The sequence below is a fragment of the Flavobacterium soli DSM 19725 genome, from assembly GCF_000422705.1.
In the GTDB taxonomy this organism is placed as follows: domain Bacteria; phylum Bacteroidota; class Bacteroidia; order Flavobacteriales; family Flavobacteriaceae; genus Flavobacterium; species Flavobacterium soli.
Genome location: NZ_AUGO01000006.1, coordinates 1 through 16,646, shown reverse-complemented (window position 1 = coordinate 16,646; position 16,646 = coordinate 1). Strand labels below are relative to the sequence as shown.

General features: G+C 42.7%; 13 protein-coding genes. 9 read left to right on the top strand and 4 right to left on the bottom strand.

Going from position 1 to position 16,646, the window contains the following annotated elements:
* The first annotated feature begins 873 nt into the window (after positions 1-873).
* The 6 genes from G508_RS18710 (at position 874) to G508_RS0107395 (ending at position 9,588) form a co-directional block, all read left to right on the top strand.
* Positions 874-1,299, top strand: a complete 426-nt coding sequence (locus G508_RS18710) for a helix-turn-helix domain-containing protein (RefSeq protein ID WP_035694386.1) — start codon at positions 874-876, stop codon at positions 1,297-1,299.
* Positions 1,300-2,054: 755 nt separating this feature from the next.
* Positions 2,055-3,224, top strand: coding sequence for a ComEC/Rec2 family competence protein (locus G508_RS0107420; protein WP_026704723.1), 1,170 nt, complete (start codon positions 2,055-2,057; stop codon positions 3,222-3,224).
* Positions 3,224-5,488, top strand: coding sequence for a ThiF family adenylyltransferase (locus G508_RS0107415; RefSeq protein ID WP_026704722.1), 2,265 nt, complete (start codon positions 3,224-3,226; stop codon positions 5,486-5,488). Before G508_RS0107420 ends, G508_RS0107415 begins: the two co-directional genes overlap by 1 nt.
* On the top strand, positions 5,481-6,800 hold the full coding sequence (locus tag G508_RS0107410; RefSeq protein WP_026704721.1) for a patatin-like phospholipase family protein: 1,320 nt from the start codon (positions 5,481-5,483) through the stop codon (positions 6,798-6,800). Before G508_RS0107415 ends, G508_RS0107410 begins: the two co-directional genes overlap by 8 nt.
* The gene (locus G508_RS0107405; RefSeq protein ID WP_026704720.1) at positions 6,787-7,671 is read left to right on the top strand and encodes a ComEC/Rec2 family competence protein; all 885 of its coding nucleotides are present in this window, start codon (positions 6,787-6,789) and stop codon (positions 7,669-7,671) included. The genes G508_RS0107410 and G508_RS0107405 overlap by 14 nt, the downstream gene beginning before the upstream one ends.
* A gap of 501 nt (positions 7,672-8,172) precedes the next feature.
* Positions 8,173-9,588, top strand: a complete 1,416-nt coding sequence (locus G508_RS0107395) for a DNA cytosine methyltransferase (RefSeq protein WP_026704719.1) — start codon at positions 8,173-8,175, stop codon at positions 9,586-9,588.
* Here G508_RS0107395 and G508_RS0107390 read toward each other — a convergent pair whose 3' ends face one another.
* Together G508_RS0107390 and G508_RS19785 are read right to left on the bottom strand one after the other, a co-directional pair.
* Positions 9,589-10,350 carry a PmeII family type II restriction endonuclease gene (locus G508_RS0107390; RefSeq protein ID WP_026704718.1) on the bottom strand — a complete coding sequence of 254 codons (762 nt, stop codon included), beginning with the start codon at positions 10,348-10,350 and terminating at the stop codon, positions 9,589-9,591.
* 524 nt (positions 10,351-10,874) lie between these two features.
* Positions 10,875-11,768 (bottom strand): helix-turn-helix transcriptional regulator, encoded by an 894-nt coding sequence (locus tag G508_RS19785; protein WP_084625936.1) that lies wholly within the window; start codon positions 11,766-11,768, stop codon positions 10,875-10,877.
* Between the two features lie 62 nt (positions 11,769-11,830).
* Between G508_RS19785 and G508_RS0107370 the strand changes: the two genes are divergently transcribed.
* Together G508_RS0107370 and G508_RS19780 are read left to right on the top strand one after the other, a co-directional pair.
* Entirely contained in the window at positions 11,831-12,031 is a 201-nt protein-coding gene (locus G508_RS0107370; RefSeq protein WP_211223377.1) for a hypothetical protein, read from the top strand.
* 117 nt (positions 12,032-12,148) lie between these two features.
* Positions 12,149-12,970, top strand: a complete 822-nt coding sequence (locus G508_RS19780) for an RteC domain-containing protein (protein WP_084625935.1) — start codon at positions 12,149-12,151, stop codon at positions 12,968-12,970.
* 85 nt (positions 12,971-13,055) lie between these two features.
* Here the strand turns inward: G508_RS19780 and G508_RS0107360 are convergent, their stop codons facing one another.
* A complete protein-coding gene (locus G508_RS0107360; RefSeq protein ID WP_026704713.1) occupies positions 13,056-13,796 on the bottom strand; it encodes a hypothetical protein in 741 nt (246 codons plus the stop codon).
* A gap of 444 nt (positions 13,797-14,240) precedes the next feature.
* Here G508_RS0107360 and G508_RS20010 point away from each other — a divergent pair, with 444 nt between their 5' ends.
* Complete coding sequence (locus G508_RS20010) at positions 14,241-15,923, top strand: helix-turn-helix domain-containing protein (protein ID WP_157485902.1); 1,683 nt, start codon at positions 14,241-14,243, stop codon at positions 15,921-15,923.
* Positions 15,924-16,241: 318 nt separating this feature from the next.
* On the opposite strand, the gene G508_RS0107340 is transcribed toward G508_RS20010, so the two are convergent.
* On the bottom strand, positions 16,242-16,565 hold the full coding sequence (locus tag G508_RS0107340; RefSeq protein ID WP_157485901.1) for a hypothetical protein: 324 nt from the start codon (positions 16,563-16,565) through the stop codon (positions 16,242-16,244).
* Positions 16,566-16,646 lie beyond the last annotated feature (81 nt).

Below are 16,646 nucleotides of genomic sequence, written 5' to 3'. Positions count from 1 at the left end.
GCCACGCTGTATCCATACAGTATCTACGGTATGGCCTACCTGAAAACCTACCTTAGACCTACCTTAGAGCTACTGTAAACTTGCCGTTCCTTTGCGCTTTATTTGCCCATGTCCTACCTTAAAAAAACCTGCCCCTTCTTCCTGATTAACTAACCCACTTCAACTATCTTAAAACCTCAACTTCATTCAGGGCAGGATGTCTCTTCGCCATCGCTATTTCTTATTCTTCATTATTATTTTTTATTGCTATTGGTCATTATTTATTCCTATTTCTTATCCTTTATTGCTATTGGCCATTATCTATTATTTTCATTTCCTTCTCCTATTTTTTTTACCGCCATCTGAGGATTCCCTTCGCTTGGAGGGGTGTTCGCCGCGGCGAAGTGGTGGCCGAACAGGCAGCCCTCCTCTCATACTGTTGCTACTGTGGCACTGCCCTACCGAACCGTAAACCACTACATCACCTAGACCTTACAGCCGAATTTACCGTATATACCCTACGACCGACAGCCGAAAACGTTTGCGAAGCGGAATAAAAAAAAGAAGTTGCCTTGAAAAAAACTGAACGCCCTTAACTGAAGGAATAAAAAAAGCGTGGAACTCAGCTTATTGCGTTAGAGGCACTGGTATACCGAGCAACAATAAGTGAGCCCACGCCAAAGGACGTGAGCCTCCTACTTATCATCTCGTTGCAAAAATTACCAGTTTTCTAACGCGAGATTCAAAGCGAATGCTTCAAATATTTTATATGAAGAATCGCAAAAATAAGATATTCATAAATGAATACCACAAACATAACAAATTAATTTCACATACCTATAAGTATGTGTAGAATATTTTAATAATTCAGTAATTGACAAAAAAAGAAAAAAGATGATTATTGAAATTATTATATCGCATTTAGACTTTTTACTAATAGAAAAATTACGTTTAGTACGTTTAAAAGCGGGATTATCTCAAACAGCTCTTGCACATAAAATTGGAGTTTCTGAAGGGTTTATTGGTAATATTGAAAATCATAAACAACCAACGAAACTAAATATCAGACTAATGTCAAGAATTGCGAATGCTTGCAGCGTGAAGTCGTACTCAGAAATTTATCCAGATGGAGTGACAGAATACGATCTAGTTAGAATAGTGATTGATTTTTTTGACAAAAAAACTCTTGAAAATCAGTCTAAAATAAATGGCGAACCGGTAGAGAGATTCAAAATTATTTCTATAAATCCTTTATCAGAAAAAGAAATTGAAGATTATAAAAAAAATATTATTAAGTATCGAACAATAATAAAAAAGTAGTTATGGAGTGGATAAATTAGATTTGATGGTGTAGTATGAAATTATAGGAATAGTTGTTTTATGGTTTATTAAAGTATATGAATTTTTCAAGAATAGACATTTTATTGATAGTAGGAAAAATACAAATAAATGAAAGATGCTGAGGCATCTTTTTTTATTTAAATGAAAAACTAAAAAACGCTCATTTATACGTAGATGAACCTCGCTTTTAATAGTTAATTTAGTTATTATTAAATATTTTTTTTTTGAATTACGTAAAACCGTAAAATAGAACGTTTCTCAAAACCTAACTTTGAGAAAATTTAAACTTATAAGTAATGTGAAAAACTAAGATATGATTTAATTCACTATGATTATTTCAATACATCTACTAAAGATGATAACAAGCGATAGAAGAAATTTAGAAAGATGAATGAGCATCATTTCTTTGATATAACAGTTTTAGATTGTTATATTATGATTCAGGAAACTCATTTCATATTTTTAACCAACTGACAGTCTGTCATTTTTTTTGTCAAATTCGCAGTTTATATCATATTTTTCTACGACAATATAAACATCATAATAGCTTGGCATATTTTATGATTTAATTTTTAATATAAATGTTACAAATAATTTATAAAAAATTTAAGAGCAATACCTAAAAGATATAAAAAAATTAAATCTAACCCTAAAATAAAACAAATTATGCAAAACTTTACAATTACAATATCAATTGCCTTTAATGGTTTAATAACTATGGGGGTAGACACTAAATGCCAGTAGCTAACAATCCTCAAATCAAGTACTATCCTGTAAAAAATGGCGATATGTCGCTAATAACTTTAGCAGATAAAACTACAATTTTAATAGATTGTAACATAACAGTGGTATCTCAGGATGAAGCAAATAAATCACGTTATGATGCAAAAAAAGACCTTTTGGATTCTATTCAAACTCGTGATAATAATCCTTATTTGGATGTATTTATACTCACTCACGGTGATAAAGATCATTGCTTAGGTTTTAAAGACAATTTTTATCAAGGCGACCCAAAAAAATATAAAAAAGAAGATAAGGAAGCCGGTCTTATTATTATTGATGCAATGTGGTTTTCCCCAATGATTGCAGAACAATTTACAAACCCAAATGAAGACGCGCATCAACAGGAAGCCGAAAGACGTTTGAAACTCCACCGTGACGAGAGTGCAGATAAAGATTTACCGGGAAACCGTATTCGAATTATAGGATATGATATTAATGGCGAATATGAGGACTTAGATCACTTACGTTCTAAGCCAGGCGACGTAGTTTCAAGATTTAATGATCGTGACCAGAATACCTTCTCTATTTTTATCCATGCTCCCTTCAAGATTCATTTAGAGTCACCTGAAAAAGATAAAAATTCCGCAAGTATTGTGTTTCAGGTACGATTTAAAGAATACAGCTGGAGTAGAGATTTTTCGTGTCAGGCAATTTTTGGTGGTGATTCTGATCATACAACATGGAAACAGATACTTGAGCGAACAAAACGATTTGGAAAAGATGAAAGCGAGAGGGCGCTCGATTGGGATTTATTTATGGCTCCTCATCATTGCTCCTGGACATATTTCAACGATACAGATAAAGACGACATTGTTGACTCATCTTTAGAAGCATTGGAGTATGGGAAAGACGGCAGTTTTATTATAGCTTCCTGCAAAAAAATTGTTAATGATGATGACAATCCGCCACATTATGACGCTAAGAAAGAATACTTAAAATATGTTGATTCAAAGGAAAAGTTCTTAAACACTGATATTGAACCCAGTGAAGAAGAGCCGAAACCGATCATTTTCGATATTACATCAAACGGCCCGGCAAGAGCATCAAATAAAAGCATAAGCGGTGCAGCAACATCTGCGGGTGGTAGCGGTGCAGCTGGAACAATAATTTCTCAGGGATAATGCTGCATAGTGATGATTTAAGTGCCTATGAAGGTAGTCTATCTTCAGAGGTAAATGATGCAATCTTAGAAATCAAGAGATATTTTCGGTGCGACAATCTTAAAGTATTCTCTTGGCGTCCAGGATACATTGTTGTCAAGGCTTCATATTCTGTTTCATTACCAAGTCGTGGTTCTAAAGATAATCTAATCCAACAAGAAGAGCCTGTTCTCATTCGGATCTCCTTATCAAGATATCCCGAAGAATCACCTGCGGTACTTTCTGATAGAAAAGATTTTCCCAAAAGGCGATTACCACATTTATACTATACTCCAGACACCGAACCAGCTGTTTTATGTCTGGTTAGGGATAGTCTAAACCAATGGTTTGCTACAATTACAATTGCCGATTTTTTATTGGTTGGTTCGCAATGGTTTTTTAAAGCGGGTACAGGTACACTTTTGGAAGATAACAATGAATTTGATCCTGTACGATTAGAAAAAAAGTCTGGAGGCAAACACATATATAAATATGATATGTTTGAGCAAATTGTAAAAAATGATGAAAGACTAGTGCCAAAGTTTCCAATGGCTCTAATCTTGAGTTGTCTTTATAAACTAAATGAAAAAAGAAGTTATACCTATAAATCAATAGCTGGAATACCTCTTTTAGGTTTAAACGATATAAAAAAAACAGTTCAAAAAGCTTTACGATTTATTTTCAGCGCAAACGATTCTGCTAAAGTTATGTCACTGTTTTCACTTCTTGTTTGGAATTCTGATGGGTCTGTTGAAAGCGAGTATAATACTAACTTACCGACCAATTTTGGAGAGTTAAAATTTTTTTTGAATTTAAGAAATATTGATATTGTTTCTATGATAGCTAGCGTTCAGCAAGCAGATGTAATTTTTTCTCGTATAATTCCAATTATACATGCTGTACTACGTCCAAAAAAATTAATAGGTTATACTGGTAATTACGAGTTTTTCACTTACACACTTATGCTTCCTGAAGGAGGTCTTACAGCTTTGTCAGACGAAACAGAGGTTTATATTACATCACATACTGAACCTCATACTTCTGCTCTTGCAAATATTCTTAGTAATGAGGAAAGGCAACAAAAATCATTATTTGTAGGTGTTGGCTCACTGGGTTCCAAAATACTTATGCACGATGCAAGAATTGGAAAAACAAATATCGGTGCAATTGATGACGATAATTTCGAACAACATAATTTAGCTCGTCACATATTATTTTCAAACTCAATTGGTCAAAACAAAGCCACAGCAATAATAGAAGAAGTTAAAGAATTTTACGAGCTGGACATTACTTCCGGTTTAATTGCATACGAACAAAATATTTCAGACATACAGGATGATGAGCTTAAAAAGTACGATACAATTGTAGATACAACTGCCAGTCAACAGGTAATGCAACATTTTGCTTTAAGGAACATTTCTCCTGATTTAGAATATAATCGTTGTGAACTGGTCGATGATGGGCAGATAGGCCTATTATATAAAGAGGGCAAACAACGAAATCCAAGAATTGACGATCTAGTATATACAGCTTGTTATTTGGCTAATACAGATAGTGACTTACATATCTGGCGTAGAAATGATGCAGAAAAAGAGCCAACCGTTTTGAATATAGGATTAGGATGTAATTCAATCACAACTGTAATGCCCGACGACTTGATAAGTTTTCATGCAGCCGCCTTTTCTCAAATATTGTCAGCTGACAAAGAAAAACTGGCAGGTGACTCTGGATTATTATATCTAAATATTTTTAGAAGGTCAGCAGGAATTCCTCAAATTTCAAACAGATATTATGCGATAGATGCATTCGAGATTTTGACTTGTCAAGCAGGCAGTAAATGGACACTTAGGCTATTTCCCGGCATTACAGAACAACTTTTAAACCAATGCAAAAAATTTGGTAAAAGAGAAACTGGTGGTATTCTAATAGGCGTTGCCAATTACAAAACCAAAGTAATATATGTTTTTGAAATAGTTACAGAGCCCAAAGGCAGCTCCGGTACTCCTGTTGCCTTTACGAGGGGAATTACTGGACTACCTGAATATGTAAACGATGTTAAATATAACACAGGGGAAATCATAGGTTACATTGGCGAATGGCATACACATCCTATGAATCTTGAAAGTTTAAGCGGTCAGGATATGAAAACTATTGCACAACTTCAGGTTATTAATAAAAAAACACCTATCCCTACTTGCGCGGTAATAGTAACGCCAGACAAAGTAATACCTTTTGTACATGAATAATAAAGAAGAAAAAAAAGCTAAGTTAGGATTGGCATTGTCAGGTGGAGGCTATAGGGCTGCAGCATTTCATTTAGGCGTTTTCCGTAAATTGAACAAATTGAATATTCTTGAAAAAATTGATGTTATATCATGTATTTCTGGTGGTTCTATTGCAGGTGCTTACTATGTTCTGAATAAAGATAATTTTGAAGAATTTGAAAAATCATTTACTGCTAATCTACAAAAAAGCTGTATTCGACGCATTATATTTAGCTATCGGTTTTTACTGCCCATATTTATATTTGCAGCAATAGCCTATTTTTTACTTAATGATCCTTTTAGTATTAACTTTCCAACATGGCTAGTTGTCTCAATCATCTGTGCCATTGTTCTTTCACCAGTATTAATACAATTTCGGATTGTTTCATTTACTGCATTAAAAATAAAGGCTTATCGTAAAATATTCTTTGGCAACAAGAAATTGGCCGACCTTCCAGATCACCCTATTTTAGCAATTAATTCAACCAATTTATCCACAGGGACGCTTTGGACTTTTTCCAAAAACAAGATGTCTGATTCAAGTTATGAATTTCCAAAGGATGGTGGTGATTCAATTAAATTCAATGGTAATGATTTTTCAATTGCTGTAGCAGTCGCAAGTAGTTCTAGTGTACCCGTACCATTTGACCCAGTTAAAATTCCAATCAGCTATTTCAAAAATGCTAACGACTTTAAAAGGATTAAACCAAGATTAATAGATGGAGGATTATATGATAATCAGGGCTTACATAAGTTAACTCAAAGGAACTCTTCATATGCTTGTGATGTCATTATTGTGAGTGATGGTTCTCAACCATTTAGTAACAAGTTCTTTGCAAACAATACGCCTTTTATACTCTATCGTGGTATTGATGTGATGATGCGCAAAATTAAAAATTTACAATTTATTAGGGATGTCTACGGAAAGTCAAAAGAAATCGCTTACTTCTCGTTAGATTGGGAATATTCAAGATGTGTCGTAGAGTTTGTTGCTGCAGCTAAAAAAGATCAAGTGCCCGAGCATGTTTTAGTTCACCACGGACTTACAGAAGAAGTTCTTGAAAAGCCATTTGCAGAAATAAATGAATTTATTCGTAAAAAAATAAATTTTGATAGCATAGTCGAAAATGCTCTCAATGAACAACAAATCGAAAAAATTAGTCGTATAGGAACAAACTTAACTGCTTTGACAAAAGAGAAAATTGCGTTGCTTTCAAAACATGGTGAAATACTGACTGATTTACAAATAAAATTATATTGTACAACTTTAAATAAATCCAATGAGCATAGTTAAATCAATATCTGTAGGACATGGTGATATGTTTTACATTAAACATGATTCTGATAATTTTACGATTATTGACTGCAATTTGAGGGCAGATGACAAGATTGTAATTATTAATGAGCTTATAAAAGAATCAAAAGGAAAGAACATTACAAGATTTATATCAACATCTCCCGACTATGATCATATAAGAGGTCTTAAGGAACTTGATGAGAAGATGGGTATTCAAAATTTTTATGTTGTAAAGAATAATGCTTTGAAAAATTTGGATAATGAAGATTTTAAAAAATACCGTGAATTAAGGGACTCATCTAAATCATTTATAATTAGTCGGGGTGTATCTAGAAAATGGATGAATGAAAGTGATGAAGTACGGGGATCATCGGGAATTAATATTTTATGGCCCGTTACTACTAATAGGCATTTTATAAAGGCTTTAGTAGATGCCGAAAATGGAATTAGCCCCAATAATATTTCACCTATATTTCGTTATGAATTAAAACATAGTGCTTCCGTAATTTGGATGGGTGATCTAGAAAAACCATTCATGGATTTAATAATAGATGATATTGTTATGCCTGCCTCTGATATACTTATTGCACCTCATCATGGTAGGGACTCAGGAAAAGTACCAAAAAAATTCTTGGAGCAAATTAAACCGAAAGTTATTATCATCGGTGAAGCTTCGAGTGACGATCTTAATTACTATAGTGGTTATAACACGATTACTCAAAATTCTGCGAGAGATATAACCATGGATTTACGCGAAGGTAAAGTACATTTCTTTGTGTCAAGTACTAGTTATACAGTAAACTTTTTACAGGATGAAAAGATAAAGGATGATTCAATTGGAACTTATCTTGGAACGTTATACATTTAAATATTGTTATAACAACCCCGATGGTGCGGATTTATAGTCCATTCTTCAAAGCCTCTCCTGAAACTCACAACATAAACATAATTGCTCCAACCCCAAAACGCCTATTTTCTATTGTTTGTAATGCCTGAACGTTTGATCAAATCGGCAGAAATGAATTTCGACACTTTTTTATATCAATATAGAGCATTTGATTTTGTGCATCCACAATATTTGCAACTATAAGTTTCCAGAAATAAAATAAATGCTAGAAGATTTCTGCAAATTCTGAAAAGGAAAAATTATGAGCGAATAAGTAATGAACAAAAGCAAAGATATCAAGGAGTTTCTTATTTTACTGATATGAAAAAAGGGAACAGTTCTATAGAATTATACCATTATAAAATATTTGATGTGCTATAATTCAACGTCATACGATTGTAGCTAAAAGATTTACTTCCTTATTCAATCTAATACCCAATTTTTTTATACTTTTGGTATATAAATTTAGTTTCGCATTAGAAAATGAGCCAAGAAAATTTTTATTCAGTTGAAGATGCCGCGGAGGCAATAGATTTTTCCCCACAATATGTTAGAAAATTACTACGCGACGGAAAACTTCCAGGCATGCAAATAGGCAAGACTTGGGTAATTCCAAAAGAGAATGTGGATTCATTTGATAAAAGTAACCATCAGCTGCAGAATACTGAATTAGATAGAAGAAATACTTTGAGAATAAAAACGAATGTTCCAAAAGTACTTTCATTCTTTTCAGGAGCTATGGGGCTTGATCTAGGATTGGAAAAGTCAGGATTTCAAACATTGCTGGCATGTGAAATAGACAAATCGAGCAGAAAAACAATTATCGCCAACAATCCCAAGATTGGTTTAATAGGTGATATCAGAAATTATACTTCTGAACAAATTCTAAGTTTTGCTGGACTTACTGATAATGACACCATAGATCTTATAGCCGGTGGCCCTCCCTGCCAAGCATTTAGTACTGCTGGCAATAGAAAAGGGTTTGAAGATGAACGGGGCAATGTTTTCTTAAAATACCTGAGCATAATTGAGGAACTAAGGCCCCGCTTCATTGTGCTTGAAAATGTTCGCGGAATACTGTCTACAAAATTCTCATTAGAATCCAACGACGAGATTTCTGAATCTTTTAGTCAGAAGCTAAAAGATACTCCTGGTTCTGCTCTTTATTACATCATGAAACGGCTTGAACTAGCCGGATATTCATTAAGTTTTAATCTATATAATTCTGCAAACTTTGGTTCCCCTCAAATTCGCGAGAGGGTAATAATTGTCGGAACGCTTGACGGAACTCCACTTCCTTTCTTAAACCCTACCCACAGTGAAAACGGAGAGTTCGGTTTAAAAAAATGGAAAACTTTCAAGCAGGCAACTACTAATTTGGAAGAAGCATGCGATTTCATCAAATTTCCTGAAAAGAGATTAAAGTTTTATCGTCTTTTAAAGGCAGGGCAAAATTGGAAAAACCTACCTATCGAACAGCAGAAGGAAGCATTGGGGAAGTCTTATTTCCTTGGAGGAGGGAAAACAGGCTTTTTCAGGAGAATTTCTTGGGATCGACCAGCACCGACTGTCGTTACACATCCTGCCATGCCAGCAACTGATCTCGCTCATCCATTGCATGACAGGCCGTTATCGGTACAAGAATACAAGCGAATACAAGAATTCCCAGACACCTGGTGCATTGAAGGCTCAATTTTAGAGCGCTATAGACAAATTGGAAATGCTGTTCCGGTAAGCCTAGGAAATGCAGTTGGCAAATTAATATATGATGCACTACGAAATGAGCCTGTTGAACCTATTAGGGATTTCAAATATTCGAGATACAATAATACTTCAAATCTAGATTGGTTGAAAGAATTTCAGAAACAGGTTGAGAAGGCAGAAAGTAAGGTAGACTAACTACGATTTTTGTTTTACTGGTTCGACGTAGGAATTGAACTTAAGCAGCTTTTCCCAGTTAATGGATCCATCCTCGTTAACAAAATCAATGAGAAACTCCCTTTCCATTCGATTCTGTACCTTCTCATAAGATTCCTTAAATTCAAGGTTACGCTCTGCGGCTTTATAACCGAGAGGCTCAATTATGTCTGTATACAAATTAGGTTCATTGGATATCAGCTCCCAAAATCTCTGCCCACACATCTTATAGTATCCCAGCTTCTTAAACTCACTCTTAGCGTTCGAACGACCATAACAGCATCCGTTTACAAAAATTATCTCTTCTTTACCTCCTGAAGTTGCTGCCCTTTTCTTCGCAGTGTTAAAATGATCAACCATCTTCTTATATTGACTGTCATTACCCCAATTAGGTCCGGATTTGATCGCAACGAGATAACGCTTACTATCTTTTATAAAATCTAAATCAATTCCATCAACGACTGCTTTCTGACCACCGTATACAGAATTATTTATGAATACAGCAAGACGTTCTAACCAATTTCCAAAAATCCCCTCCTCGCTTGATGATAAGAATGCAGATAAAATCCCTTCAATAATCTCATTAGCAGTATTAACATTTTTGGCTTTAAACAGATAAGGATTTTTAGCTTTCAAAACGTCTGAAAGTCGCAAACTATTCACTTTAGCCAATCGCTTATCATGAAAATCCTTTATATTTTGCTCTACGTAGGAAGTAACATCTGCAAGGTTTAATTTATTCATTTTCAATATTGTGATTTAAGATAAAGTACAGTTAGATAATAAAAGAAAAATATGTTGGATACTACACTAACCAAATGTTTTATGAATTAAACTAACAAATATACATTTTTTATGATTGAAAATATTTACAAATAGATGATTAAAATTATTAAAATTCCCGATGGACTTTGAAGAACATCCAAAACATAATTTTGAGGCTGCAATTAAAAGGTTTAGTAAATTATAAGAATGCATCTTTAACACCTTTACGAGAGCCCATTTGGCTACCGACCGCCCAAAAAATGACAAGCCCACACCCTCCTACTTCCGAAGCTTCAGCTTTTGCCGTAACCCCACCAATCCAAAACCAAAAAAGCCAAATCTTCCGATCTGGCTTTCTTCCCTTTCGGGCATTCAAAATCTGATGCAAGATAGTTCCTTACAACCCGTAAAGCCCACCCGTCACGGTGATCTTCTCCCCCGTAATCCATCCCGAATCGTCGGCCGGCAGACAACTTCCTGCCACAAGCGATTCAAAAACTGCATCATCCCTCCCTGCTGACACTGCTGGGCGGACACCCGTACCTTTTCCGGAAGGCCCTGTAAAAATTGCCGTAGAGGTCGAATCCGCAGCTGAAGGCGACCTCCTGGAGCGAGAGCCCGGTGTCCCTGATGAGCTGCAATGCCTTGTCGAGCCTTGCCTCCTGGTAGCACTGGTAGGGGCTCATCCCGTAGGATTGGCGGAAGGCCTTCCTGAGGCAGAACTCGTCGGTCCCGAACCGCCGGGCCAGTTCCCTTGCGGGGGGCAGCGGGGTGTCGAGGTGCCGGATGATATAGCCGTGCAGGTCCCGTGCCAGGTTGACGGCGGCCTCCTGCGGGCTCGCCTGGGCATCGGATCCTCCCCTGAGCGGCGGTCCCAGGTGAAGGGTGAGCCCAACGGCCACTACAAAATATTGCTCCCCTCCCAGATCCGGCACGATCCAGCAGGACAGCGGCAGCCTGAGGTCGGACGCCGTCCGCATCAGCAGCTCCACGGGCAGGAGCCGCTGCTCCTCCTGTCCCGCACCGGCAAGGATATCCGACCATTGCCGAGGTGAGGTGTCCACGAGCAGCTCCGCAAACACACGGCCGACCAGTTCTGCTTTCGGGTAGCCCAGACGCCGTCCGACGACGGGGGTGCACAGCGTGATCCTGCCGGCGGCATCGAGCACCAGCACGAAGGGGGCGACCGGCTGCGGCTGGTAGAGTGGCGGGAGCAGTCGCTGCTCCCGGAGGAGTTCCTGCAGCTGCCGGGCGAGGCCGGAGAAGGAAGCCAGCAGCCCATCATAGGGGCCTGCCGCCTCTCCCGCTTGGGGAAAGACCGGGCTGCGGCCTGCCAGCAGCTCGAACAGCAGGCTGTAGAGTATCCTTATCTTGGAAATGTGACTGGGCTGTTCCATACGTTTCAATCTTAGAGGTTATGGCTTGCAAAAGCTTCAGAAAGCCATCACAAACCTATCAAATGCGGATCACCCTTGCCACCACTTGGGTGCTGGATTCCAGAATCCATCACTCCAGCTGGCCTCCGGATGCCCTGAAAAAAACTATACAGTCCTTCCTGCCAAACACCGTGGCAAGAGGAAATCCAAAGCCTAAAAAACCCTACAATGGCAAGGCATCCGGCCTTGTTGAAAAAAATAAAGTGCGTTTTCCTTTGGGATGAAAATTACTATACATTTTTTTTACAACAGTATACAATTCCGAAATCCAGCACAGCCGGACTTGCCCCACATGCCCCCATGCCCTAGCTTTGCCTTCACCAACCGTATCCCCGACGCGTATGAAAGACTATAGCATAGCCCTTGCGGAACAGCTTGAGCGGCAGCTTGCGGCACTTGTCCCCTCACCGGAGGAGGACCTGCCCCGCCACTGCGAGCAGGCGATCCGCCTTTGCCTTGACGCCCTTGGCCAGCTCCGGACCGCCTTCCTGAAGCAAGAGCCCAGCCAGGCAGAGGAGATCGAATTCTTCCGGCACGGCAAGCCGCTGCTGAGCGGCCGCCTGCTCTATTTCCAGGAACTGTACCGGCTGGAGGACCACCGGCCGCTGGGATCCGAGAAGACCGTGCGCCACTACTACCGCCAGGCCCTGCGCAAGAAGGAGCGGTTCTTTGAGCGGCATGCGGCGTTCCACCGCTACTGCCGCAGGGGCGACACCTACCTTGACGGGCGGTTCTTCCTGCGGCGGCAGGAGTGCACGGCGGATGGCGAAAGCTTCCATTTCCAGCTGGATCCGCTCTTTGCGACCTCCCATGACTACAAGGTGGCACAGTTTGCGGCCTATGCCCGGCTGCAGGACTACCTTGCCGGCAAGCTGGAAGGAAAGGCGCAGGCCTCCCATGTGGTGCCGCAGCTGCAGTGGACGGGACCGAAGGTGGGGCTTATCGAGCTGGCCTATGCCCTGCACACCGAAGGGGTGTTCCGGCACGGTGCGACCGACATCGGCGAAATCGTGGCGTTCCTTGGCAGGGCATTCGGGGTGGAGGTCGGGCAGTTCCACCGGACGTTCCATGAGATCTGCAACCGCAAGACCGACCGGACGAAGTTCCTGATGGCCCTGCAGGAGCACCTGCTGCGTCGGATGGAGGAGGCAGATGCAACCTAAAAGGCCACCCCGAAGGGTAGCCTTTCCTTTGGCGCCGAAGCGGCGCCCCGTTGCCCCACACCCCCATGTGGGGCCATCCAAACCCTCAACGGTTCTCGAGGATCCCCGCCCTTGCGGCGGTGAGGATTGCCTGCCGTGGCCCATACTGGGCACCCAGGGCCGCACCGGCCACATTGGCCGTGAGCCAGTCCCAATCTATATCGGTGTTCTTCTTCGGCCGCTTGCGCTTTGCCTGTATGGAATGGCGGAAAATGGAGGCCACGGTGAGCAGGTATTCCTTTTCGGTATCGGTATAGGTGTTCGAGGACAGCACATTGCCTTCATAGCCGACCATAAAGGCATGGAGTTCTGCCTCCGCTTCCCCCTGCACTTCCCTTTCGAGTACCTCCGTGACAAAGAGGTAAAAGTCTTCCCATGCCTGCAGGGACAGTGGCAGTTCGTCCATCAGTACGGCCAGCTCGGCAGGGCCATTATCTGCAATGGCGAGGATCCTGCCTTCCGGCACGAGACCATAGTCGGCCGGCGAAAAGCCTGCAAAATAGGGATGCACGGCCGCCACGGCGTCCAGCCGGGCGATGCAGCCGTCCGCCGTGGCGGGCAACAGCGTGTCGGCATAATAGCCCAGCAGCAGCTCGGTATGCATGCTGCCGGCATGGTCGAAGGCGCTGGCACTATCGCCCCGTGCCGCATTGGCTGACTTTGGTACAACTCCGGCAGGCGTCCCGCCACGCTCCGGTGTTTCGGACGGTTCGCCTGTCTCACAGGACACAAGCACCAGGGAACATAGTACGACAAGTACTTCTCTCTTAAAAACATCTTTTTTCATCTGGATTAGTTTTATGGGTTACTGATTAAATGATCAGTCCATCTGGCCCGGGCAATCTGAACAGTGTGGTGTGGCCGTGCCGAGGCAAGGCCGGTTGAATTCGGGACAAAACTACCTGCACCGGGGCAACCCCGCAACGCCACCGCTGCTGGTATTCTCCAAATCCACTGCCGGATTCCAGAATCCAGCAGCATAAAAAAAAGGGCCGAAGCCCATAAAATACAGCCCTTAGGGCTCACCAAATGAAAAAATACAAGCTGCATTCCCGAGGCATCCGCGACGCAACAGCCTGAGGGCAGAAAAAGCCTTTCCTGCCGTAACAGGTTATCAAATTGTTAAGAATTTTATAGCCGCACATCAGAAAATTTAATATTTTTACTACACTTTTTTTACATCAGCCTCCCTTTCCTCTGCCAAAATGAATACCTAAACCCAACCGAAACCATGAAACGCCTACTCCTCACCGCCCACCTTGCCCTATTCCCCTTAACAATTGCCTATGCCCGGCACCCACCCGAAGCGGACAGCCTCGCCACGATGGATTACCCTGAACTCAACCGGATGGTGATCGAATACCGCCGCGATACCGTCAAGGCACGCCATATTGCCCAGTACTGGCTCAGCAAGGCGTCCAGGGAACGGCAGCCCAAGGAGGAGGCGAATGCGTACAGGGCGATGATGCACCTGGCGGAAGGCAGGTTCCGGATGATCTATGCCGACAGCCTGCTGGAAAAGGCGAACGCCAGCCGTGACGATGCCACGATAGGCAGTGCCTACCTCACGATCGGCGCCGCCCACTATGACAACAAGTCCTACACGAAAGCGCTGCATGCGTACCTTACCGCCAACCAGCACGTCGCCGCCACGAACGACGCCTACCTGATCCACAAGGTAAAGTACACGATTGCCCTGACGAAGTATTTCCTGGGGTACAATGATGAGGCGATTGCCCTGCTGACGCAGTGCCTTGCGTATTTCAGGGAGGAGAACGACATGGCCTACCTCAAGACGCTCCACGCCATCGGGCTCTGCCATACGCAGACGGGACGGCATGACCTTTCCTCGTACTACAATGTCCTGGGAATGGAACTGGCAACGGCGTATGGAATCCCGTCGATGGTGCCGTATTTCAAGAACTCGGAAGGCATCAACCATTGCATGCAGCAGGCGTACAGGACGGCCCTGCCGCTGCTGCATGCGTCCGAAACGGAGCTGGCCAAAACGAGGGACCATGCGAACCAGATCACGACCTGGGCCTACCTTGCGAAATGCTACTGGGAACTGGAAGCGCCCCAGAAGGGACTGGAATATGGCCTGAGGGTGCATGAGGGCATCCGCCGGCACCACTACACGCGACCCGACCTGCGGGAGAACTATGAAAGGCTGATTGCCCACTATACCGAGCTTGGAAATCCGGAGCAACAGCTCTTCTTTATCCGCGAGCTGCTGGCGTTTGACCAGCACAACACCAGGGAGTTCAAGCACCTGTCCTACAAGGTGCACAAGGAATATGACACGAGGGCACTGCTGGAGAGGGAGCAGGCCATCGAGCGGAAACTGGCCACTGACTGGCATACCTATCTTGCGGTGGTGGGCACGCTGGGCGCCACCCTGATGGCGGTGACCGCCTGGCACCTGCATACCAAGAGAAGGGAGAAGCGGCGGTTCCGCCAAGTGCTGGCAGAGTTTGCCGAAAAGGAAAAAATGCCCCTGCAAAAGGTGAAAAGCCCACCTGCGGAGCTGTCACCCGAGCTTTCGCAGAAACTGCTCAAGCGGCTTGAGCGATTCGAATCGCAGCAGAAATACCTTGAGAGGGACGTGAACCTTGCCAAGCTTGCGGCACTGTTCAACACCAACACCAAATATGTCTCGCTGCTCATTGCGCACCACAGGGGGAAGAAGGTCACGGCCTACCTGAACGACCTGAAGGCGGACCATATCGTGGCGCTGCTGATCGAGCACCACAAGTACCGGAACTACACGCACAATGCCCTGGCCGAGGAGGCGGGCTTCGGCTCCACACAGATCTTCACGCTGAGCTTCAAGAAGAGGATCGGGATGGCGCCGATTGCCTTTATCCAGCAGCTGAGGGAAGCGGAAGCGGGGATGGAAAACGAGGAAAGCTAGACCGCGTCCCCCAAGAGCGACAAGTACCGGCACCATCGCGCTCCGCAACCGAAAAGCGGCGTGATACAGCTTCCCCAACCACTGCCCCTTCCACCATTCCGACAGCGGGCCAGATCCGGCCGGCAAAGAACACCGTCGCTCCCCATGCGGCTACTTCCGCTACCCTATCCCTCAAGCTGCCCCTTACCACTGGAGCCGCAAAATGTCGCATTTCCTGCACACATCTCCGTGGGGGACAGCTTCTACGGATCGGGATAGAACGACAAAGCCCCGACATTACTGTCGGGGCCTTGCCTATCATGGCAGAAATTGGGGCTACTACCAATACATTCCTAAGATATTCCAACTTGACCCATCGCTGATCAACTGTACCCAACTGATGTTTGACAATGTAGTTGCAGAAATATCAGTTGTTCCGGAAGGCGTCGTGTAGAACCCGAAGAGCAGATCGCTACCGTCCGTCAGCACATTGATCGATTGCGGTGAAGAAGTCGAGGTCGACGTTATATAAATCATCTTGCCCACTCCAGCTGCGCTGGCACTTGGCAATGTAAACGTAACCACCGAGTTACTGCTATTTTTCACGATCAGGTTGTTTGTCGCATCCATTGCCGTGATGGTATAATCGGATGTCCTTGACATAAAACTGTATGCCAACGTTGCCGGAGCCCCTGCAGGACCTTGCGGACCCGCCACACCGGCTGGACCCTGTGGTCCCATAGG